At 63.8% G+C, this 21,733-nt stretch carries 24 protein-coding genes; 21 read left to right on the top strand and 3 right to left on the bottom strand.

Annotated features, from left to right (window positions below; all coding sequences use genetic code 11):
- Positions 1–10 precede the first annotated feature (10 nt).
- From tkt to gph, 9 genes are all read left to right on the top strand, one after another.
- Positions 11–2,023 carry a transketolase gene (tkt, locus tag ABLE85_RS18090; protein ID WP_348794098.1) on the top strand — a complete coding sequence of 671 codons (2,013 nt, stop codon included), beginning with the start codon at positions 11–13 and terminating at the stop codon, positions 2,021–2,023.
- 13 nt (positions 2,024–2,036) lie between these two features.
- Positions 2,037–3,086 carry a type I glyceraldehyde-3-phosphate dehydrogenase gene (gene gap / locus ABLE85_RS18085; RefSeq protein ID WP_348794097.1) on the top strand — a complete coding sequence of 350 codons (1,050 nt, stop codon included), beginning with the start codon at positions 2,037–2,039 and terminating at the stop codon, positions 3,084–3,086.
- A 2-nt stretch (positions 3,087–3,088) separates the two neighbouring features.
- A complete protein-coding gene (gene fba, locus ABLE85_RS18080; protein WP_348794096.1) occupies positions 3,089–4,168 on the top strand; it encodes a class II fructose-bisphosphate aldolase in 1,080 nt (359 codons plus the stop codon).
- Between the two features lie 35 nt (positions 4,169–4,203).
- Positions 4,204–5,664, top strand: a complete 1,461-nt coding sequence (locus ABLE85_RS18075) for a form I ribulose bisphosphate carboxylase large subunit (protein ID WP_348794095.1) — start codon at positions 4,204–4,206, stop codon at positions 5,662–5,664.
- Between the two features lie 12 nt (positions 5,665–5,676).
- Positions 5,677–6,096: a ribulose bisphosphate carboxylase small subunit gene (locus ABLE85_RS18070; RefSeq protein ID WP_348794094.1), complete on the top strand. Its 420-nt coding sequence runs from the start codon at positions 5,677–5,679 to the stop codon at positions 6,094–6,096.
- Between the two features lie 70 nt (positions 6,097–6,166).
- Positions 6,167–7,108 (top strand): CbbX protein, encoded by a 942-nt coding sequence (cbbX, locus tag ABLE85_RS18065; protein WP_348794093.1) that lies wholly within the window; start codon positions 6,167–6,169, stop codon positions 7,106–7,108.
- The gene (gene rpe / locus ABLE85_RS18060; protein WP_348794092.1) at positions 7,105–7,791 is read left to right on the top strand and encodes a ribulose-phosphate 3-epimerase; all 687 of its coding nucleotides are present in this window, start codon (positions 7,105–7,107) and stop codon (positions 7,789–7,791) included. The genes cbbX and rpe overlap by 4 nt, the downstream gene beginning before the upstream one ends.
- Positions 7,792–7,811: 20 nt before the next feature.
- Positions 7,812–8,369: a thioredoxin family protein gene (locus tag ABLE85_RS18055; RefSeq protein WP_348794091.1), complete on the top strand. Its 558-nt coding sequence runs from the start codon at positions 7,812–7,814 to the stop codon at positions 8,367–8,369.
- Complete coding sequence (gph, locus tag ABLE85_RS18050; RefSeq protein ID WP_348794090.1) at positions 8,366–9,064, top strand: phosphoglycolate phosphatase; 699 nt, start codon at positions 8,366–8,368, stop codon at positions 9,062–9,064. Before ABLE85_RS18055 ends, gph begins: the two co-directional genes overlap by 4 nt.
- Positions 9,065–9,136: 72 nt before the next feature.
- On the opposite strand, the gene ABLE85_RS18045 is transcribed toward gph, so the two are convergent.
- Positions 9,137–9,520: a cytochrome c family protein gene (locus ABLE85_RS18045; RefSeq protein ID WP_348794089.1), complete on the bottom strand. Its 384-nt coding sequence runs from the start codon at positions 9,518–9,520 to the stop codon at positions 9,137–9,139.
- Between the two features lie 367 nt (positions 9,521–9,887).
- Between ABLE85_RS18045 and ABLE85_RS18040 the strand changes: the two genes are divergently transcribed.
- Genes ABLE85_RS18040 through ABLE85_RS18025 form a run of 4 tightly spaced genes read left to right on the top strand, consistent with a single transcriptional unit; the run spans position 9,888 to position 12,689 of the window.
- Positions 9,888–10,097, top strand: a complete 210-nt coding sequence (locus ABLE85_RS18040) for a hypothetical protein (protein ID WP_348794088.1) — start codon at positions 9,888–9,890, stop codon at positions 10,095–10,097.
- A 39-nt stretch (positions 10,098–10,136) separates the two neighbouring features.
- Positions 10,137–11,129 (top strand): ABC transporter substrate-binding protein, encoded by a 993-nt coding sequence (locus ABLE85_RS18035; protein ID WP_348794087.1) that lies wholly within the window; start codon positions 10,137–10,139, stop codon positions 11,127–11,129.
- Positions 11,126–11,959, top strand: a complete 834-nt coding sequence (locus ABLE85_RS18030) for an ABC transporter permease (protein WP_348794086.1) — start codon at positions 11,126–11,128, stop codon at positions 11,957–11,959. Before ABLE85_RS18035 ends, ABLE85_RS18030 begins: the two co-directional genes overlap by 4 nt.
- Positions 11,928–12,689: an ATP-binding cassette domain-containing protein gene (locus tag ABLE85_RS18025; protein WP_348794213.1), complete on the top strand. Its 762-nt coding sequence runs from the start codon at positions 11,928–11,930 to the stop codon at positions 12,687–12,689. The genes ABLE85_RS18030 and ABLE85_RS18025 overlap by 32 nt, the downstream gene beginning before the upstream one ends.
- A gap of 30 nt (positions 12,690–12,719) precedes the next feature.
- Here the strand turns inward: ABLE85_RS18025 and ABLE85_RS18020 are convergent, their stop codons facing one another.
- Positions 12,720–13,064 (bottom strand): hypothetical protein, encoded by a 345-nt coding sequence (locus ABLE85_RS18020; RefSeq protein ID WP_348794085.1) that lies wholly within the window; start codon positions 13,062–13,064, stop codon positions 12,720–12,722.
- A gap of 774 nt (positions 13,065–13,838) precedes the next feature.
- Here ABLE85_RS18020 and ABLE85_RS18015 point away from each other — a divergent pair.
- The 8 genes from ABLE85_RS18015 to pqqE all read left to right on the top strand — a co-directional run bounded on the left by ABLE85_RS18015 (position 13,839) and on the right by pqqE (position 21,043).
- Positions 13,839–15,692, top strand: coding sequence for a methanol/ethanol family PQQ-dependent dehydrogenase (locus ABLE85_RS18015; RefSeq protein WP_348794212.1), 1,854 nt, complete (start codon positions 13,839–13,841; stop codon positions 15,690–15,692).
- Positions 15,693–15,854: 162 nt separating this feature from the next.
- The gene (locus tag ABLE85_RS18010; RefSeq protein ID WP_348794084.1) at positions 15,855–16,379 is read left to right on the top strand and encodes a c-type cytochrome, methanol metabolism-related; all 525 of its coding nucleotides are present in this window, start codon (positions 15,855–15,857) and stop codon (positions 16,377–16,379) included.
- Positions 16,380–16,426: 47 nt separating this feature from the next.
- Positions 16,427–17,245: a substrate-binding domain-containing protein gene (locus ABLE85_RS18005; protein ID WP_348794211.1), complete on the top strand. Its 819-nt coding sequence runs from the start codon at positions 16,427–16,429 to the stop codon at positions 17,243–17,245.
- Positions 17,246–17,703: 458 nt separating this feature from the next.
- The gene (locus tag ABLE85_RS18000; protein WP_106725802.1) at positions 17,704–17,799 is read left to right on the top strand and encodes a pyrroloquinoline quinone precursor peptide PqqA; all 96 of its coding nucleotides are present in this window, start codon (positions 17,704–17,706) and stop codon (positions 17,797–17,799) included.
- 115 nt (positions 17,800–17,914) lie between these two features.
- Positions 17,915–18,853: a pyrroloquinoline quinone biosynthesis protein PqqB gene (gene pqqB / locus ABLE85_RS17995; RefSeq protein ID WP_348794083.1), complete on the top strand. Its 939-nt coding sequence runs from the start codon at positions 17,915–17,917 to the stop codon at positions 18,851–18,853.
- 23 nt (positions 18,854–18,876) lie between these two features.
- Positions 18,877–19,635, top strand: a complete 759-nt coding sequence (gene pqqC / locus ABLE85_RS17990) for a pyrroloquinoline-quinone synthase PqqC (protein ID WP_348794082.1) — start codon at positions 18,877–18,879, stop codon at positions 19,633–19,635.
- Complete coding sequence (gene pqqD / locus ABLE85_RS17985) at positions 19,632–19,928, top strand: pyrroloquinoline quinone biosynthesis peptide chaperone PqqD (protein WP_348794081.1); 297 nt, start codon at positions 19,632–19,634, stop codon at positions 19,926–19,928. Before pqqC ends, pqqD begins: the two co-directional genes overlap by 4 nt.
- Positions 19,925–21,043: a pyrroloquinoline quinone biosynthesis protein PqqE gene (gene pqqE, locus ABLE85_RS17980; RefSeq protein ID WP_348794080.1), complete on the top strand. Its 1,119-nt coding sequence runs from the start codon at positions 19,925–19,927 to the stop codon at positions 21,041–21,043. Before pqqD ends, pqqE begins: the two co-directional genes overlap by 4 nt.
- A gap of 38 nt (positions 21,044–21,081) precedes the next feature.
- On the opposite strand, the gene ABLE85_RS17975 is transcribed toward pqqE, so the two are convergent.
- Positions 21,082–21,723 carry an MBL fold metallo-hydrolase gene (locus ABLE85_RS17975; RefSeq protein WP_348794079.1) on the bottom strand — a complete coding sequence of 214 codons (642 nt, stop codon included), beginning with the start codon at positions 21,721–21,723 and terminating at the stop codon, positions 21,082–21,084.
- Positions 21,724–21,733 lie beyond the last annotated feature (10 nt).

Here is a 21,733-nt window from a genome sequence, read left to right as displayed (position 1 = left end):
GGAGGAACCCATGAACCTGCAAACGTCCGCAAAGCAGAGCCCCGCCGCCGGGACCGTCTCCGAGCGCGACATGGCCAACGCCATCCGCGCACTGGCGATGGACGCCGTGCAGAAGGCCAATTCGGGCCACCCCGGCATGCCCATGGGCATGGCCGACGTGGCGACGGTCCTGTTCCGCCGCTTCATCAAGCTCGACCCGTCGAAGCCCAATTGGCCCGACCGCGACCGTTTCGTGCTCTCGGCCGGCCACGGCTCGATGCTGCAATATGCGCTGCACTATCTCATCGGCTATCCCGACATGCCGATCGAGCAGTTGCAAAACTTCCGCCAGCTCGGCAGCCGCACCGCCGGCCACCCCGAATACGGCCACGCTCTGGGCATCGAGACCACCACCGGCCCGCTCGGCCAGGGCATCTCGACCGCCGTCGGCATGGCGATGGCCGAGCGCATGCTGGCCGCGCGTCACGGCGCCGATCTCGTCGACCACTACACCTATGTGATTGCCGGCGACGGCTGCCTGCAGGAAGGCGTCAGCCACGAGGCGATCGACCTTGCCGGCCATCTGAAGCTAGATCGCCTGATCGTCTTCTGGGACAACAATTCGATTTCCATTGACGGCCCGACCTCGCTGTCGACCTCGATCGACCAACCGGCCCGCTTCAAGGCGGCAGGCTGGGACGTGCAGGAGATCGACGGCCACGACACGAATGCGATCGCCGCGGCAATCGAGCACGCACGTAACTCAGACCGCCCCTCGCTGATCGCCTGCCGCACCATTATCGGCAAGGGCGCGCCTCACCTTCAGGGCTCCGAAAAGACCCATGGCGCGCCGCTCGGCGAAGCCGAGGTCACCGCCACGCGCGAAAACATCGGCTGGTCGTGGCCGCCGTTCGTGGTGCCAGATGAAATTGTGGCTGCGTGGCGCGAGGTTGCCGGCCGCGGCGAGGCCGCGCGCCGCGAGTGGGAGGCACGGCTTGCTGCTTCGCCGCGCCGCGATGGCTTCCAGGCTGCAATCACGGGAGAGATCCCCGCTGCCGTGTTCGAGGCGCTCGACGCCTTCCGCAAGGAGCATGTCGAGAAGGCCACCAAGGTCGCCACCCGCAAGGCTTCCGAGATGGCGCTTTCCGTCATCAACGGTGCCACCGACCTCACCGTCGGAGGCTCGGCCGACCTCACCCACTCGAACCTGACCATCACCAAGGGCATGAACCGCCTCGTCGCCGGCGACTATTCCGGCAGCTACGTTCACTACGGCATCCGCGAGCACGGCATGGCCGCGGCCATGAACGGTATCGCGCTGCATGGCGGCTTCGTGCCCTATGGCGGCACGTTCCTGTGCTTCACCGACTATGCGCGCGGCGCCATGCGGCTGTCGGCGCTGATGGGCCAGCGGGTCATCTATGTCATGACCCACGACTCCATCGGTCTCGGCGAAGACGGCCCGACGCACCAGCCGGTCGAGCACCTGGCCATGCTGCGCGCCACGCCGCATCTCAACGTGTTCCGCCCCGCCGACATCATCGAGACGGCGGAGTGCTGGGAACTGGCCCTGAAGACGAGAGACCGGCCGAGCGTGCTGGTGCTGTCGCGCCAGAATCTGTCGATGCTGCAGCTCTCCCATTCGAGCGAGAACCGTTCGGCGCGCGGCGCTTACGTGCTGCGCGAGACGGAGGGCCCTCGCGCGGTAACCCTCATCGCCACCGGCTCCGAGGTCGAGATCGCGGTGGCCGCTGCCGAAAAGCTGAAGGCCGAGCGCGGCATCGAGGCGGCCGTCGTCTCCATGCCCTGCTGGGAGCTGTTCGAGGCGCAGGACGCGGCCTACCGCAAGTCCGTCCTCGGCACCGCCCCGCGCGTGGCGGTTGAAGCCGCCGCTCGCCACGGCTGGGACCGCTGGATCGGCGAGAACGGCGCCTTCATCGGCATGACCGGCTTCGGCGCCAGCGCACCGGCCTCGGACCTCTACCGCCACTTCAACATCACGCCCGAAGCGGTCGCCGGCGCGGCCCTCGAGCTCATCGACTGAACGGGAGGAGCAATTGGCAGTTCGTGTCGCAATCAACGGCTTTGGCCGCATCGGCCGCAACATCCTGCGCGCCATCATCGAGTCGGGCCGCACCGACGTCGAGGTGGTGGCGATCAACGATCTCGGCCCCGTCGAGACCAATGCGCATCTGCTGCGCTACGACAGCGTCCACGGCCGCTTCCCCGGCACGGTGACCGTCAAGGGCGACACGATCGAGGTCGACGACCTGTCGCCGATCAGGGTGACGGCGATCCGCAACCCGGCCGAGCTGCCGCATGCGGAGCTGGACGTCGACATCGCGCTCGAATGCACCGGTATCTTCACCTCGAAGGAGAAGGCCTCGGCGCATCTCGCCGCCGGCGCTCGCCGCGTGCTCGTCTCCGCCCCCGCCGACGGCGCCGACCTGACCGTGGTCTACGGCGTCAACCACGACAAGATCGGCAAGGAACACGTCGTCGTCTCCAACGCGTCCTGCACGACCAACTGCCTGGGGCCGGTCGCCAAGGTGCTGCATGAGGCCATCGGCATCGAGCGCGGCTTCATGACCACGATCCACTCCTACACCGGCGACCAGCCCACGCTGGACACCATGCACAAGGATCTCTACCGCGGCCGCGCCGCAGCCCTCTCCCAGATCCCCACCTCGACGGGTGCCGCCAAGGCCGTCGGCCTGGTGCTGCCGGAGCTGAAGGGCAAGCTCGATGGCGTCGCCATCCGCGTGCCGACGCCCAACGTCTCGGTGGTCGACTTCAAGTTCGTACCCTCTCGCCCGACCACCGTGGAGGAGGTCAACGAGGCGATGAAGGCAGCCGCCAACGGCAAGCTGAAGAACATTCTCGCCGTCGTCGACGAACCGCTTGTCTCGATCGACTTCAACCACAACGCGGCCTCGTCGTCCTTCGCGCTCGACCAGACCAAGGTCATCGAGGGCAACCTCGTCCGGGTCATGTCCTGGTACGACAACGAATGGGGCTTTTCCAACCGCATGGCCGACACCGCCGCGGCGATCGGCCGGACGCTCGAACCCCGCAAGAAGCAATTGAGGACGAAGGAGGAAGCCTGACCATGGCGCGCATCACGCTGAGGCAATTGCTCGACCACGCCGCAGAACACGGTTACGGCGTGCCGGCATTCAACATCAACAACATGGAACAGGGCCTCGCCATCATGGAGGCGGCCAAGGCCTGCGACGCGCCGGTCATCATCCAGGCATCGCGCGGCGCCCGCTCCTACGCCAATGACATCATGCTGGCCAAGATGATCGACGCGCTTGCCGAGATCTATCCCGAAATCCCGGTCTGCATGCATCAGGACCACGGCAACAGTGAAGCCACCTGCCTCACCGCCATCCGCCACGGCTTCACCTCGGTGATGATGGACGGCTCGCTGGAGGCCGACGCCAAGACGCCTGCCAGCTATGAATACAACGTCACCATTACCGAACACGTGGCCCGCATGGCCCATTGGGTCGGCGCCTCCGTGGAGGGCGAACTCGGCGTGCTCGGCTCGCTGGAGACGGGTCATGGCGAGGCCGAGGACGGCCACGGGGCGGAAGGCGCGCTGTCGCACGACCAGTTGCTGACCGACCCCGACCAAGCGGTCGACTTTGTCACCCGCACCAAGGTCGACGCGCTGGCGATCGCCTGCGGCACCTCGCACGGCGCCTACAAGTTCACCCGCAAGCCCGACGGCGACATCCTGGCCATGCGCGTGATCGAGGAGATCCACCGCAAGCTGCCCAACACGCATCTGGTCATGCACGGCTCCTCCTCGGTGCCGCAGGAGCTTCAGGACGTCATCAACAAATATGGCGGCCAGATGCCCCAGACCTACGGCGTGCCGGTGGAGGAGATCGAACGCGGCATTCGCCACGGCGTGCGCAAGGTCAACATCGACACCGACTGCCGCATGGCCATGACCGGCCAGTTCCGCCGCATCGCCATGGAGCATCCGAGCGAGTTCGACCCGCGCAAATTCCTCAAACCGGCGATGGACGCCATGCGCGACCTGTGCCGCGACCGTTTCGAGCGTTTTGGCACAGCCGGCAACGCCTCGAAGATCAAGGTCATCGCCATGGACGAGATGGCCAAGCGCTATGCCGCCGGCAAGCTCGACCCGCACATCGCCCCCGCCAAGGCCGCCTGAGGCGGTCCAACCCAAAGGAAGAAAGGACCAGAGCCATGGCCAACAAGTCCGAAACCGTCACCGGAGCCGAACGCTACAGATCCGGTGTCATGCAGTACAAGAAGATGGGCTATTGGGAGCCCGACTACGAGCCCAAGGACACCGACATCATCGCCGTGTTCCGCATCACGCCGCAGGATGGCGTCGATCCGATCGAGGCGGCGGCGGCCGTGGCCGGCGAGAGCTCGACCGCGACCTGGACGGTGGTGTGGACCGACCGCCTGACCGCATCGGAAAAATACCGGGCCAAGGCCTATCGGGTCGATGCTGTGCCCAATACACCCGACCAGTACTTTGCTTACATCGCCTATGACCTCGACCTGTTCGAGCCGGGCTCGATCGCCAACCTGACGGCCTCGATCATCGGCAACGTGTTCGGCTTCAAGCCGCTCAAGGCGCTGAGGCTTGAGGACATGCGCCTGCCCGTCGCCTACGTAAAGACCTTCCAGGGCCCGGCCACCGGCATCGTGGTCGAGCGCGAGCGCCTCGACAAGTTCGGCCGCCCGCTGCTCGGCGCAACCGTGAAGCCCAAGCTGGGCCTGTCGGGCCGCAACTATGGCCGCGTGGTCTACGAGGCTCTCAAAGGCGGGCTCGACTTCACCAAGGACGACGAGAACATCAACTCGCAGCCCTTCATGCATTGGCGCGACCGCTTCCTGTGGTGCATGGAGGCCGTCAACAAGGCGCAATCCGAGACGGGCGAGATCAAGGGCACCTATCTCAACGTCACCGCCGCCACCATGGAGGACATGTACGAGCGCGCCGACTTCGCCAAAGAACTCGGCTCCAACATCGTCATGATCGATCTCGTCATCGGCTACACAGCGATCCAGTCCATGGCCAAGTGGGCACGCAGGAACGACATGATCCTGCACCTGCACCGCGCCGGCCACTCGACCTATACGCGCCAGAAGAGCCACGGCGTCTCCTTCCGCGTCATCGCCAAGTGGATGCGGCTCGCGGGCGTCGACCACATCCACGCCGGCACGGTGGTGGGCAAGCTGGAAGGCGACCCGGCGACCACCCACGGCTACTACGACGTCTGTCGCGAGGACTTCAATCCGATGCGGCTGGAGAACGGCATCTTCTTCGACCAGAACTGGGCCTCGCTCAACAAGCTGATGCCGGTGGCCTCGGGCGGCATCCACGCCGGCCAGATGCACCAGTTGCTCAACCTGCTCGGCGAGGACGTCGTGCTGCAGTTCGGCGGCGGCACCATCGGCCATCCGATGGGCATCGCGGCGGGCGCCACCGCCAACCGCGTCGCGCTCGAGTGCATGATCCTCGCCCGCAACGAGGGCCGCGATATCGTCCGCGAGGGCCCTGAAATCCTGAAGAATGCGGCCAAGACCTGCCTGCCGCTGATGCAGGCGCTCGAAACCTGGAAGGACGTGACCTTCAACTACGCCTCGACCGACACGCCGGATTTCGTTCCGGTGGCGACGGCAGCCGAATAAGGAGACCAGATCATGCGCATCACCCAGGGAGCCTTCTCCTTCCTGCCCGACCTCACCGACGACCAGATCCGGGCGCAGGTGCAGTATTGCATCGACAACAAATGGGCCGTCAGCCTGGAGTTCACCGACGACCCACATCCCCGCAACACCTATTGGGACATGTGGGGCCACCCGATGTTTGACAATCCGGACGCGGCGGCCCTGCTTATGGAGCTGAAGGCATGCCGCAAGGTCTATGGCGACCGCTACATCCGCGTCGTCGCCTTTGACTCCAGCTCCGGCTGGGAGTCGGTGAAACTGTCTTTCATCGTCAACCGCCCGGCCGAGGAGCCCGGCTACCGCCTCGAGCGGCAGGAAGCGCCCGGCCGCGTGGTGCGTTACACCACCAAGCCCTATTCGGCCGACCGCCCGGCGGGCAGCCGCTACGACTGATACACATCGGCCGGCGCCTCTTCGCGCCGGCCCATCCCCCTAGAAGCGCATCACGGCGCGGGAGAGTCGCATGTCCGCAACAGCAACAGCCGAAACCGAAACCCCCGTCGAGGAAATCCCGACGGCAATCGACCTGCGCGAGGAGTTCGAGAGCTCGGGCGTCAAGGATGTGCTCGCCGAGCTGGACCGCGACCTGATCGGGCTCGCCCCTGTCAAGAAGCGCATCCGCGAGACCGCGGCCCTGCTGCTTGTGGAGCGGGCGCGCCGGCGCATGGGCCTCGCCCATGACACGCCCACGCTGCATATGAGCTTCACCGGCAATCCCGGCACCGGCAAGACCACCGTCGCCTTGCGCATGGCCGACCTGCTGCACCGCTTGGGTTACATCCGCAAGGGCCACCTCGTCTCGGTGACGCGCGACGACCTGGTCGGCCAGTACATCGGTCACACCGCGCCGAAGACCAAGGAGATCCTGAAAAAGGCGATGGGCGGAGTTCTGTTCATCGACGAGGCCTACTATCTCTATCGTCCGGAGAACGAACGCGACTACGGACAGGAGGCTATCGAGATCCTGCTTCAGGTGATGGAAAACCAGCGCGACGACCTCGTCGTCATCCTCGCCGGCTATGCGCCGCGCATGGAACGCTTTTTCGAGAGCAATCCGGGCTTCCGCTCGCGCATTGCGCACCACATCGATTTTCCCGACTATAGCGATGGCGAACTTCTCGATATCGCCAAGAAGATGCTCGACCACCAGAATTATAAGCTCGACGCGCCCGGCGTCGCCGCGCTCACCGACTATATCGCCCGGCGGCGCGAGCAACCGCACTTTGCCAATGCGCGCTCGATCCGCAACGCACTGGACAGGGCGCGGCTCCGGCAGGCCAATCGCCTGTTCGAAAACTCCAAAGGTCCGCTTGACGCGAATGCCCTTTCGACCATCTCTTCCGAGGACATCACCGCGAGCCGGGTCTTCGCAATGAAGACCAAGAGCGAGGAACCCAGCCAATGACCGCAAAAACCCTGATCGCGCCCTCGGTTCTGTCGTCGGATTTTTCCCGCCTCGGCGATGAGGTCGAGGCGGTAGCAGCCGCCGGCGCCGACTGGATCCACCTCGACGTCATGGACGGGCATTTCGTGCCCAACATCACCTTCGGCCCGCAGGTCATCAAGGCGATCCGGGGCCGCACTGACAAGGTGTTCGACTGCCACCTGATGATCGCCCCGGCCGATCCCTATCTGGCCGCCTTCGCCGATGCCGGCTGCGACATCATCACCGTGCATGCCGAGGCCGGTCCGCATCTCGACCGCTCGCTGCAGGCGATCAAGAACCTCGGCAAGAAGGCGGGTGTGTCGCTCAACCCGTCGACGCCGGAAAGCGTCATCGAATATGTGCTCGACCGGCTCGACCTGATCCTGTTGATGACGGTCAACCCCGGCTTCGGCGGCCAGGCCTTCATCCCGGCCGTGGTCGAGAAGGTGAAGCGCGTGAAATCCATGATCGGCAACCGGCCGATCGATATCGAGATCGACGGCGGCGTGACGCCCGAAACCGCGCCGCTGGTCACGGCCGCCGGCGCCAATGTGCTGGTGGCGGGCTCGGCCGTGTTCAAGGGCGGCACGGCCGAGGCCTATGCCCAGAACATCGCCGCGATCCGGGCCGCCGGCGATCGCGCGCTACGCAAGGCCGCCTAGAGCAAGCAGGGAGAAGCAACATGGCAGCCATTCCACCGGTCTGCAACTTCGGCTGGCGTGCAGTCGATGCCACCCTACCCGGTGTCGACGGGAACCAGCACCGCATCTTCGATCAAGCCGGCCCCAACGGCTTGGTCGTCGTTTTCATCTGCAACCACTGCCCCTATGTGAAGGCGGTGATCAGCCGCATCGTCCGCGACGCTGAGGACCTGAAGGCCGAAGGCATCGGTTTCGTCGCCATCAGTTCCAACGACGCCGAGGCCTATCCGGAAGATTCATTCGCCAACATGAAGCTGTTCGCCGAGGCGCACCATTTCGGCTTCCCCTATCTCTATGACGAGGACCAATCGGTGGCGCGTGCCTATGGCGCTGCCTGCACTCCCGACTTCTTCGGCTTCAACATCGAACTCAGGCTGCAATATCGCGGCCGGCTCGATGCCTCGCGCAAGGAAACCGGCGCCGCCGACCTGCGCCGTGATCTCTACGAGGCGATGAAACAGGTTGCCAGCACCGGCAATGGCCCGCGCGAGCAGATCGCCTCCATCGGTTGCTCGATCAAATGGAAGGAAGCGGCATGACCCTCGACCTAAATCCCCTGCCCTTCCCGAGGGCGATCCTGTTCGACCTCGACGGCACCTTGATCGATTCCGCGCCCGACATCACGGCTGCGGTCAACGAGCTTCTGGTAGGCCGCGATTTGCCGCCCTTCCCCGTCGAAACGGTCACCACCATGATCGGCGACGGCATGCCGAAGCTGGTCGAGCGTGCTTTCGAGGCATCGGGAAACCCTTTGGCAGGCAGGGCGCTCGAGCAAGTCGTCCAGGACATGACGCCGATCTATCTGAGGCACCTGACCGGCCGCAGCAGTCTGATGCCCGGCGTCCGCGAGGCGCTCGCCGAGTTCCACATGATGGGCATCGCGATGGCCGTGACGACCAACAAGCCGCAAAGGGCCGCGCGCGAGGTGCTCCTGCATTTCGGCCTGGTCGACATGCTCGGCGCCATCGTCGGCGGCGATGCGGTCAGCCACAAGAAGCCGGCGCCGGACGCGCTGCTTCTGGCGCTCGAGCGACTGCGGATCGGCGTGGAGGGAGCTTTGATGGTTGGCGACAGCAAGGCCGATGTGGGGGCCGCGCGAGCCGCCGGCCTGCCCGTCGCGCTTGTGCGTGGCGGCTACACCCAAATACCGGTCGAAGAGCTTGGTGCTGACCTGGTCTGCGACAGCCTGCTGCAATTGCCGTCAGCGCTTCAGGCATTGCGCAAGGCGGCGTGACGCCACCATCGCAAACCGCTCGAACTCCCGGAATCAATCCGGGAGCCCGTCATCGCAAGTTATTCTCCCCGCTTACTTTTTGGAGAACTGATCGAGATAGGCGATGACGTTGGCAATGTCCTTGTCATCCTTCAGGCCCGCAAAAGCCATCTTCGTGCCTTTGACCATCGCCTTGGGGTCCTTCAGATACTGCGTCAGGGTCTCGTTGCTCCACACAAGCCCTTTCTCTCCCGCCTCTTTCATGGCCGGCGAATACTGATAGTTCGGATGGGTTCCCGCAGTGCGCCCGATGACGCCCATGAGCGACGGGCCGACCCGGTTCTCGTCCTTGTCGGCCACATGGCAGGCTTTGCATTTGGTGAAGACCTTTTCACCCGCGGCGGCATCCTGCGCCTGGGCATTGGAAACCAACATGCCGGCAGCAGAAATGGCGAACAGAAGTGCGATTGAGCGCATGGCGTTTCCTCTTTGATCGTCAGGGTGCCCTTGACGACTGGGTATGATGTTGTTGTCCCGCCGGCACGCGCTTTGTTGGGCCGGTTGGGTGAGCGCGTCTCGCCGTTTCGAAGCAAGGCGCGCGTGTCTATCAAGCTAGATCGCGACACCGGGATGTCAATCGCAACCGCCGGTGTCAATCGGCCTGCCGCTACACCCGAAAACGCAAGCCGGTCGTTGGTTGACGCCATTCCGGCGAGCGCGTAGCCTCCCAAAGGTTTCCCCAACGGCACCCTGGGGAAGCCGGCAACGCTTGATCGGCATTCGGACGGACTGGTCTGGCCGACGTGCCAACTATGGACGCCGCGCAGCGGCGAAACGTGCAGACATGAATATGGTCGATCTTATCCTGACGGTCTGCCTGACCGCCAATCCGACCAATTGCCGGGACGAGCATCTCTATTTCGAAAGTAACGGCTCGCTTTGGGAGTGCATCTACACTTCCCCTGCCGAGATTGCGAGATGGACCGAGGAGCATCCCGCCCTCAGGGTTGTGCGCTGGAAGTGCGCCTTCCCCAACAAGGAGAAGTCGACTTAAACCCCGCCGCCGCCGCGGCAGATCCTGCAAGGAGACGCCATGCTGATTTCGCGACGCAGTGTCATCGGCGTGATGGGCCTCGCGCTCGCGGGAGCGGCCGTCACCTGGAATGGGCCGGCAATGGCGAACGGCAACGTGCGGATCGGCGTGCTGAAATTCGGCACCGTCAGCTGGGAACTTGACACAATCAAGCACCACGGCCTGGACGCAGCCAACGGCGTCGATCTTGAGATCGCCTATTTCGCAGGCGAGGACGCGACAAACGTGGCGTTGCTGGCCGGCGACATCGACATGATCGTCACGGACTGGCTCTGGGTGTCGCGGCAACGCTCAGCCGGCGAAGATGTGACGCTGGTTCCCTATTCATCGGCGGTCGGCGCCATCATGGTAAAAGACGACTCGCCGATCCGCGCTCCCGCGGATCTCGTCGGCAGGAAGATCGGCGTCGCCGGCGGTCCGCTCGACAAGAGCTGGCTGCTGCTTCAGGCCTTTTATCAGCGCGACCACGGCATCGACCTTGCCGCCCGGGACACGGTGGTGTTCGGCGCGCCGCCGCTCATTTCGGAAAAGGCGATACAGGGTGAGCTCGATGCGGCTCTGAACTACTGGCATTTCTGCGCCCGCCTAGAGGCCAATGGCTTCCGCCGCCTCGTCGGCGCAAGCGATGCCGCCATGGCGCTCGGCGCGAAAGGCCCGGTCGCGGCCATCGGTTATGTCTTTCATGAGCAGTGGGCGCACGACCACCCGCGGGCGATCGGAGGTTTCGTCAAGGCATCCGCCGCCGCCAAGCAGCTGCTGGCCACGTCGGATGACGAATGGCTGCGCCTTGCGCCTCTCGTCCAGGCCGAGGGCAAGGAGCTCGAGATCCTGCGCGATCGCTACCGCGAGGGCATCCCGACCCGCCCGGTCGCCGAGGAGGAAGCGGACGCCGCCCGGCTCTATCGCGTGCTGGCCGAGATCGGCGGAGAAAAGCTCGTCGGGCAGGCCCGCGAGATGGCACCGGGCACCTTCTGGCCGGGGCTGGGGACATGAGCGTGGAGCAAAACGGTCTGGCGCACCGTGCCGAGCCGTCGACCGCAGCCGGGCGGCGCGGGCGTGGCATCGTTTCCTCCATGGCGCCCGCGATCACTGTCATCGTCTCGCTCGTGGCCCTCTATCTGCTGTGGACCGTTGCGGCGACGCTGTGGCCGAGCCGCGCCTTCCCGCAACCGCACCAAGTCTGGGCCGTGCTGGTCAAGGACACCGTCAATGGCGAGCTTCCCTACAACCTTGCCATCACGCTTGGCCGCGTCATCGCCGCCTTCGTCGTCGCGATGACGATCGGCTCGGTGATCGGCATCCTGCTCGGCATTTCCCGTCGCGCCGACCAGTTCTTCAATCCTTGGGTGATCCTGTTCCTCAACATCCCGGCGCTGGTCATCATCGTGCTTGCCTATATCTGGTTCGGCCTGAACGAAGTGGCGGCCATCGGCGCAGTCGCGGTCAACAAGATCCCCAACGTCGTGGTGACCATGCGCGAGGGCGCCCGCGCGCTCGATCCGCGCTATGGCGAAATGGCGACTGTCTACCGCTTCAGCGCGCTCGACCGCCTGCGCCACATCCTGCTCCCGCAGCTGCAGCCCTATTTCGCCGCCGCGGCTCGCTCCGGCATCGCGCTTATCTGGAAGATCGTCCTCGTCGTGGAACTGCTCGGCCGCTCCAACGGCGTCGGCTTCCAGATCCATCTTTATTTCCAGCTTTTCGACGTCGCCGCCATCCTGGCCTACACGCTGGCCTTCGTGGCGATCATGCTTCTCATAGAACTCCTTTTGGTGCAGCCCTTTGAACGACATGCAACCCGTTGGCGGCGTCGCGCCGCTTAAAGTGGACATCGCCGAAAAGACCTTCCGCTCGACGGAAGGCGTGCCGCTGACGGCACTGCGCAACCTGTCGTTCGAGGTGCGACAGGGCGAGTTCGCCTGCCTGCTCGGCCCTTCGGGCTGCGGCAAGACGACGACGCTGCGCATCCTGCTCGGCCTCGACACAGATTTCTCCGGCTCGTTCCAGCTGCCCGAAGGCGACAGCAACCGCATCGGCGCCGTGTTCCAGGAGCCGACGCTGCTGCCCTGGCGCACCGTGGAGCAGAATGTGCGCCTCGCTTTGCCGAAGAGCATGCGCAACGCCAATCTCGACCAGCTCTTCGACAGCCTCGGCCTGTCGCAGATGCGTACTCTCTACCCGTCGGAACTCTCTCTTGGCCTTGCCCGCCGCGTGGCGATCGCCCGCGCCTTCGCCATCGAGCCCGCCGTCATGTTCCTCGATGAGCCCTTTGTCTCGCTCGACGAACAGACCGCCGAACGGCTGCGCTATCTCGTGCTCTCGGTGTGGTCGGCCCGCCCGACGACGGCGCTGATGGTGACGCACAATGTGCGCGAAGCGTTGATGCTGTCGGACCGGATCATCCTGCTGTCGGCGCGCCCGGCGCATGTGCTGGGCTATTTCGACATCCGCATCCCCCGCCAGAGCCGCAACCCGCAGGTGATGAGCGATCTCGCGCGCTCGTTCCGCCAGAAGTTTCCCGGCGTCGCACTCGGAGAGATAGGGCAGCCGTAAGCCTCGGCCTCACCAGCCCCGGCCGAGAGATCAGAAGCAAACGACGTCGGCCTCGGCCTGTGCCCGCCGCAGATCGCCGCCCGCCGCCTTGGCCGGGGCGCTCTCGCGGAAAAGCTCGGTGGCCTCGCCGGTCGTCTGCGCCATGCTCCGGAAGGTCTCGGCGGTCTCGTAGCGATCATAGGGCAGGATGGAGGCGATCACGTCGATCGAGCAGGAGCACCGATCGAGCATCTCATGCGTTTGGCCGTTGGCCTGCATGCAGGCGAAGACGTAGTCGGCCCGCGCCGAGGTCGGATAATCGTTTGCAGCCTGCGACGGACAGGCGCTTGCAATGAGAATGGCTGCGGTAACCGCGATCGGCAGTCTCGAAAACATGGTCTTTCTCCCATGGCATTTCGACTTCCCCGGCCCGAAGGGTGGCGCGGCAATGCACGACTGTCCAGCCGACTGCAGGCACCCAATGCACCGTCCTCATGATATTGGACCAAAGGATGATGCTTCTTCGCGACGCCAAAGGGCTCCTGATGCCTTCCCTGCCTCCATTTCCGGCTTCGAGTGATGACAACTGTCTTCGTTCGGAACCGTTCTGGCCGGGAATTGTTTCATGATAGCGGACTAACTCGACAGGATAGCGCCCTCTCCCGGCTTCGATATACAAACCGAGACAATATAAAAGAAGTAAACTAAATCCGTTTCATCTTAAGTTAAAATTCAAAAAACGAAGCCAATTCGCCTCAATTCACGAAAGAGGAAATTATTCACATACTTAAACTGGAATAAATATAAATCGACATATACTGTGAAAAAATCACAAACAATATTGCATCGCAATATGATTATGGACGTTTGTGCTTGCCTTGCCAAATGTTCTGACATAGCCTTTTGCCGTTTCCGGCTTCAAGGAAGTCGTTGTCATGGGAACGGCGACTATCTTTCGTAGTCCAGGCAAGGTGGGCGGCTTGGTGCCCTCCGCCCACGCTGACTTAGGGCGTGACACGCTGCCGGAAATGGTTCCCCGCCAGGTAGCTTGGGCAAACCCCTGTGGGCGAGGATTGATTGGGCGAAACGATTGCTTCCTGACCCTAACCCGGGAGGATTTCAATGCGTGCATTCAACAAAGCCGTTTGCCTGCCAATAGCCGCCGTATTGATGACTTGTGCGTCGGCCTATGGCGCATGGGCAAATGATGACCTGCAGAAACTTGCCTCGGACGCGAAGAACTGGGCAATGCCCACGGGTGACTATGCCAATACCCGCTATTCGAAGCTGAAACAAATCAACGCCGAAAATGTGAAGAACCTCCAAGTCAAATGGATGTTCTCCACCGGCGTCCTACGCGGCCATGAAGGCGCCCCGTTGGTGATAGGCGATGTGATGTATGTCCACACGCCATTCCCGAACATCGTCTATGCGCTCGATCTGAACAACGACGGCAAGATTCTGTGGAAGTATGAACCCAAGCAGGATCCGAACGTCATTCCAATCATGTGCTGCGACACGGTTAACCGTGGCTTGGCCTATGGCGACGGAATGCTGTTCCTGAACCAAGCGGACACGATGCTGACCGCGATCGACGCCAAGACCGGCAATATGGTCTGGTCGGTCAAGAACGGTGACAGCAGCACTGGCGGCAAGGGCGAATCTGGAACCTCAGCGCCCATGGTCGTCAAGGACAAGGTGATCGTCGGCATATCGGGCGCTGAATTTGGCGTGCACGGCAGTCTGACTGCCTACAACATCAAGGACGGCACGCGTGCCTGGCGCGCTTACTCGACAGGCCCGGATGCCGATATACTGGTCGATCCGCAGAAGACCACCGAACTCGGCAAGCCGGTGGGCGCCGACTCCAGCCTCAAGAGCTGGGAAGGCGAGCAGTGGAAGACGGGCGGCGGCACCACCTGGGGCTGGCTGTCCTACGACCCGAAGCTCAACCTGGTCTATTACGGCAGCGGCAACCCTTCGACCTGGAACCCTGTCCAGCGGCCCGGTGACAACAAATACTCGATGACGATCTTCGCGCGCGATGCCGACACCGGCGTCGCCAAATGGGTCTATCAGATGACGCCCCACGACGAGTGGGACTATGACGGCGTCAACGAGATGATCCTCGTCGACGGTATGGACATCAACGGCAAGAAGCACGACGTGCTCGTGCACTTTGACCGCAACGGCTTCGCCTATACGCTCGACCGCGAAAGCGGCGCCCTGCTCGTGGCGAAGAAATTCGATCCGGCCGTGAACTGGGCAACCCAGATCAACATGGACCCCAAGAGCGAGAAGTATGGTCGTCCGGAGGTGGTCGACAAATACTCGCCGCAGCACAATGGCGAGGATGTCAACACCGCTGGCGTCTGCCCGGCCGCTCTTGGTTCCAAGGACGAGCAGCCAGCCACCTACTCGCCCAAGGACAAGCTCTTCTTCGTGCCGACCAACCATGTCTGCATGGATTATGAGCCTTATCGGGTGAGCTACACCGCCGGCCAGCCCTATGTGGGCGCGACCGTGTCGATGTTTCCGGGGCCAGGCGAAAACGGCGACATGGGCAACTTCATAGCCTGGGATGCTGCCAAGGGCGAGATCGTCTGGTCGAAGCCGGAACTGTTCTCGGTCTGGTCGGGCGCACTCTCAACCGCTGGTGACGTCATCTTCTACGGCACGCTGGAAGGCTATCTGAAGGCGGTCGATAAGAACGGCAAGGAGCTTTACAAGTTCAAGACGCCGTCCGGCATCATCGGCAACGTCATGACCTATGAGCACAAGGGCAAGCAGTACATTGCCGTCTTGTCAGGTGTCGGCGGCTGGGCCGGCATCGGTCTGGCAGGTGGCCTGCTGGCGCCCAAGAACGCCCAAGCATGGCACGCCGCGGTCGATCAGGGCCATCCTGGTGGCAACGAGCAGCAAGCCGTCAACACGGCCGGACTGGGCGCTGTCGGCGGTTATGCCGGACTGGCTCAGTATACGACCCTGGGCGGCCAGCTGACCGTCTTCGGCCTGCCGGAGTGATCGGTTGAAAGTGAATGTCCTGCAAGGCAGGATCGAAAATGAGAGCCCGGAACGCTTCGTCGATCCGTCCCGGGCTCTTTGTGTGGAACACGACACAATATCCAAGGCAGACCAAACACAGAAACACGTCGTGTCGCTGAACGCCAGAACATGAGGTTTTGAATGTTCGCTCGCATCGCCCTGTCAGTGATGGCACTGTCCATCGTGCCCCTCGTAAACGCTCGTCTCGCCTGGGCCGACGACGCGCAAAAAGCAGCAGCGGCTTCACAAAAAGACGGCAAATATCTCGACGCGGACGGAAACCCGACATTCAAGATCCAGCCCGACGGCACGGTCGACTGGTACACTTTCAGCGGCTACCGTCGCTATCATTCCGACTGCCACGTTTGCCACGGTCCCGACGGTGTCGGCTCGTCCTATGCGCCCGCCTTGGCCGACTCTTTGAAATCGATGGATTACGGGACGTTCATTTCGACCGTTGCGGAGGGACGCAAGAACGTCAGCGGCGGCCAGGAAAGCGTCATGCCGGCCTTTGGCGACAACAAAAACGTCTATTGCTACATCGATGACCTCTACGTCTATCTGCGGGCGCGCGCGGTTGGCGACCTGCCACGCGGGCGACCGGCCAAGCATGAGGACAAGCCGCAAGCGGCGAAGGACTACGAGAACCAATGCATGGGTGGATGATCATGGCGACGAGCAAGATATCGGGGCTCAAGCAGATTGTAGCGGCAATGGCGCTGGCATGCGCCCTGCCCGCCGCGGCGCTCGCGCAGGGCGCCGGCCTGGGGGCTCAGGGCGAACTGGTCGACCGGGATGTCCTGCGCGTCTGCGCCGACCCCGCCAACATGCCCTTCTCCAACCAGAACGGCGAGGGCTTCGAAAACAAGCTGGCGGAGATGGCCGCAGCCAAGCTGGGCCGCAAGTCGGTGAGCTATACCTGGTTTCCCATGGTCACCGGCTTCGTGCGCAACACGCTCGGGGCCAATCGCTGCGACGTCATCATCGGCTTCGCGCAGGGCGACGAACTGGTGCAGAACACCAATCCCTACTACCGCTCGACCTACGCACTGGTCTTCAAGAAGGGCAGCGGGCTCGACGGCGTCGACACGCTCGAGGATCCCAAGCTGGCCGGCAAGAAGATCGGCGTTGTCGGCGGCACGCCGCCCGCCACCAACATGGCCGAGGCCAAGCTGATGGACAACGCCAAGGCCTATCCGCTGTTCGTCGACTCGCGCTCCACGCCGCCGATGGGCGAGGTCATGGTCAAGGATCTGGTCGACGGCACGATCGACGCCGCGGTCCTCTGGGGGCCGATTGCCGGCTACTATGCCCACAAGGCCAATGCCGATCTGGTCGTTGTGCCGCTGGTCAAGGAAAAGTCAGGCTCGCGCATGGCCTACCGCATCACCATGGGCGTGCGGCCTTCCGACCAGGAATGGAAGCGCAGCCTCAACCGGTTCATCCAGGAAAACCAGGACGAGATCAACAAGTTGCTGCTCGGCTACCATGTGCCCCTGCTCGACGAGCGCGACAACCTGATCACACAGTAGCGTAGGGAAAGGAGAGGTATCGTGCCGCTCGGGATCGGCCCTAGTCGCATTAGCCCGCGCCCGCCCCCGGACGGAAAAGGCCGAATTCCGCCGCGCGGCAGCAAATATTCCGACGGCAGGTGCTGAAAATGGGAAAACTTTACCTATATGCACAAGTTATACGATTGTCGTCTGCGGGAGGTTGGCAGACGAGCCGGCGAAAGCAGCTCGCGTCGGTCCTCCGGCACTTCCCCGGCTACGGCGGGGATGAGGCGGCTCTCCGCACTGGGATCGACGGTCCGCCCGGAATGCGGAAGAAATCTCATTAATACGTTGTTTTAATTATATTTTTCACGAAGATCCGGTTCATTTGTCCATTTAGACGATGGACGAGCCATTGCATCAAGGTGCCAAGGCAATGGCTGACTACAGTGACGGATCGCCCTCCTTTTCCAGGGGGCGGGCCGAAGGAGAAGATCATGAAGAAGAACTGGACAAAACCAAGCATGTGCCAGGTGGCAGCAGGCATGGAGATTTCGCGGTACCTGCCGGCTGAGATCACTCCGAAGAAGTAAGCTGCGAAAAGGCGCGTGCTCCTCAGAGCACGCGCCAAGCCTTCGTTTCCTGCAGTCGCGGTCGCAGTTCGCGACCAAGGGAGCTTGGATAGGTCGATAACAAACGGACTTTACCATGCGCGTGAAGATCGTCGGATCGGCAGCGGGCGGCGGTTTCCCGCAGTGGAACTGCAATTACTACCTCAGCCGCGCCGCGCGCGCCGGAGTGATTGGCGTGAGGCCCCGGACGCAGTCGAGCGTGGCGGCTTCGGCGGACGGGCAAAACTGGGTTCTGTTCAACGCCTCTCCCGACATCCGCCAGCAGATCGCCGATACACCTGAATTGCAGCCCAAGCCCGGCCACGCTCTGCGGTCGACGCCGATCCGTGCGATCGTGCTCACCAATGCGGATGTCGACCACATCGCCGGGTTGCTGAGCCTGCGCGAGCGCCAACCCTTCGCCATCTACGCCACCGAGCAGGTGCTGGCGGCACTGCGCGCCAATTCCATCTTCAACGTCCTCGACCCGGCACTCGTGCCGCGCCGCATGCTGCCGGAAGACGAGGAAATCGACATAGGCGACGCCGAGGGCCGAGAAACCGGCGTCCGCATCCAGGCTTTCCCGGTGCCGGGCAAGATCGCCCTTTATCTCGAAGACGCCACCCGGCCGGAAGACAATTACGGCTCCGAGGCTGGCGACACCGTTGCGGTGCGTATCGCCGGCAAGGGGCACAACGGCTCGGCCTTCTACATTCCCGGCTGCGCGCGGATCGAGCCGGAACTGTGCCTGCGGCTGGCCGGCGCGTCCTGCCTGCTCTTCGACGGAACCGTCTATACCGACGACGAGATGGTGGTCGCAGGCGTCGGCCCCAAGACCGGCAGCCGCATGGGGCACCTCGCCATGTCGGGTGACGAAGGCTCCATACGGCGGCTGGCCGAGGTGCCCATCGGCCGACGCATCTTCGTCCACATCAACAACACCAACCCTGTCCTCGACGAAAGTTCGGTGGAGCATCAGGCCGTCCGCGCCGCCGGCTGGGAAATCGGTCACGACGGCATGGAGATCGAGCTGTGAACGACATTTATCGGACAGCAGCTGTGAGCGATTTTCACCAGGCGGCCAGGGGTGGCCTGACGGCGTCGCAGCTTGACGCGGTTCTGCGGCAGGTCGGCGCCGAGCGCTACCACAACCGCCACCCCTTCCATCACCAGATGACGGCGGGCGCCCTCACCAAGGGGCAGATGCAGGCCTGGGCCCTCAACCGCTATTGCTATCAGGCGGTGATCCCGCGCAAGGATGCCACCATCATCGCCCGTGCCGAAGACCCCGCCTTCCGCGCCGCCTGGCGCAAGCGCGTCGAGGACCATGACGGCGACGATGGCTGGAACGGCGGCATCGCCAAATGGCTGAAGCTCGCCACCGGGCTCGGGCTCTCGGCCGAGATGGTCAAAAGCGAAAGGCTGGCGCTTCCCGCCACGCGCTTCGCCGTCAACGCCTATCTGTCCTTCTGCGCCGACCGCACCTTGCTGGAGGCCGTAGCCTCCTCGCTGACGGAGCTGTTCTCGCCCATCATCATCGGCGAGCGCGTGCCGGCGATCCTGGCCAAGTACGATTATGTGACCAGGGACACCCTCGCCTATTTCGAGAAGCGACCTGAGCAGGCCTCACGCGATTCCGATTTCGCGCTCGCCTATGTGCTGGAGCATGCCGACACGCCCGAGCGCCAGCAGGCCGTCATCGACGCGCTCGTCTTCAAATGCGACGTGCTGTGGGCGATGCTCGACGCCCTCATGCACGCCTATTGCGAACCGGGCCACATCCCGCCCGGCGCCTTCCGGCCGGAGGAAGACGCATGACGGCTCTGCGCGAAAGATACGTCGTCTCGCGGCAATCGAAGCCGTCGCTGCCAGGCCATGTCCGGCTGCAGTTCGATCCGGTGCGGCAAGCCTGGGCCGTGCTGTCGCCGGAGCGGGTGTTCTGGCCGAACGACGTCAGCCTCGACATACTGCGGCGCTGCGACGGCGAAACCACGGTCGCGGAGATCATTTCGGGGCTGGCCGCCGAATACGATGCGCCTGAGGAAGACGTGGCGGCCGACGTCCTCGACTTCCTCCAGGAATGGACCGACAAGCTGCTGGTGAAGCCATGAGCGAGCCCTTCCTCCCTCCCATCGGCATGCTGGCCGAGCTGACGCATCGCTGTCCGCTGCAATGCCCCTACTGCTCCAACCCCGTCGAGTTGATGAAGGGCAACCGCGAGCTCGACACGCAGACCTGGCTGCGCCTTTTCCGCGAGGCGGCCGACCTCGGCGTGATGCAGGTGCATCTCTCCGGCGGCGAACCGACGCTGCGGCGCGACCTTGAGGAACTGGTCGACGGGCTCGCCATGCGCGGCGTCTACACCAACCTCATCACTGCCGGCGTCCTGTTGCCCGAGGGGCGCATCCAGGCGCTGGCCGAGGCTGGACTGGATCACGTCCAGCTCAGCATCCAGGGCGCGCGGCCGGCCACCACCGAGCTCATCAGCCATTTCCACTCGGCCCATGAGCAGAAGCTGGAAACCGCCAGGCGCGTGCGCGCCGCGGGCCTCCCGCTCACCATCAACGCGCCGATCCACCGCCACAACATCGAGCAGGTGCCGGAATTCATCGAGCTCGCTCTGTCGCTCGGCGCCGAGCGGCTGGAGATCGCCAATGTGCAATATTCCGGCTGGGCGCTGGTCAACCGCGACGCGCTGATGCCGAGCCGCGAGGCCGTCGAGAAGCAGATGGAGATCGTGGCCGCAGCGCAGGAGCGGCTACGTGGCATCATGAACATCGATTTCGTCACGCCGGACTATTTCGCCACCTATCCAAAACCCTGCATGGGCGGCTGGGCGCGCGACGCCTTCATGGTTGCGCCGGACGGCACGGTGCTGCCCTGCCATGCCGCGCAGACCATCCGCACGCTGACCTTCGAACGCTTCGGCGAGCACTCGCTCAACGAGATCTGGACGGACTCGCCCGCGTTCAACGCCTTCCGCGGCACCGACTGGATGCAGGAGCCGTGCCGCAGTTGCGAGCGTCGGGAGATCGACTGGGGCGGCTGCCGATGCCAGGCCATGGCGATCGCCGGCGACCCCGCCGCCACCGATCCGGCCTGCATCAAGTCGCCGATCCATGCGCGCATGGGTATGCTGATCGAGGATGCCCAGGCCGCCGCGCGGACGGACAAGGGCGACGAGTTCATCTATCGCCGCATCGCCCCCGCCCGCGAGCCGGTGTGAGGCATAGCGCGAGCGGCTTGGAGAACTTCGTCAGGTCCCTACACCAGGAACGGATTGCTGCGGCGTTCCTCGCCGAAGCGGCCGCCCGGCCCATGGCCGCAGATGAAGCCGACGTCATCGCCCAGCGGCAGGAGCTTTTCCTTGATCGAATGGATGAGCGCGCCATGATCGCCGCCCGGCAGATCGGTGCGGCCGATTGAGCCGTGGAACAGCACATCGCCTACGTGGGCGAACTTCGCATCGCGATTATAGTAGACAACGTGGCCCGGCGCATGGCCGGGGCAATGCAGCACCTCGAACTTGTGGTCGCCGAAGGAAACGGTTTCGCCTTCGGTGAGGAAGCGGTCGGGCACGCAGTTGCGCACCGCGCCTGGCAGCCCGAAGCGCTGTGCCTGGGCTTCCAGATTGTCCAGCAGCAGCCGGTCGTCCTCGTGCGGGCCGACGATGTCGACGCCCAGCGCCTCCTTCAGCTCCATCGCGCCGCCGGCGTGGTCGATATGGCCGTGCGTCAGCCAGATCGCGGTGATGGTGATGCCATTGTCCCGGATCGCAGCGAGGATCTGCTCGACGTCCCCGCCCGGATCGACCACCACGCCCGTCTTGTCGTCGCCATCGAACAGGATCGTGCAATTCTGCTGGAAGGGCGTGACCGGCACGATCCCTGCATTGAGCTGGCCCATGGCATTCCTC

Origin of the sequence: Mesorhizobium sp. KR1-2, from assembly GCF_040045035.1 — a bacterium.
GTDB lineage: Bacteria > Pseudomonadota > Alphaproteobacteria > Rhizobiales > Rhizobiaceae > Pseudaminobacter.
This window is presented reverse-complemented; position numbering and strand designations above follow the sequence as displayed.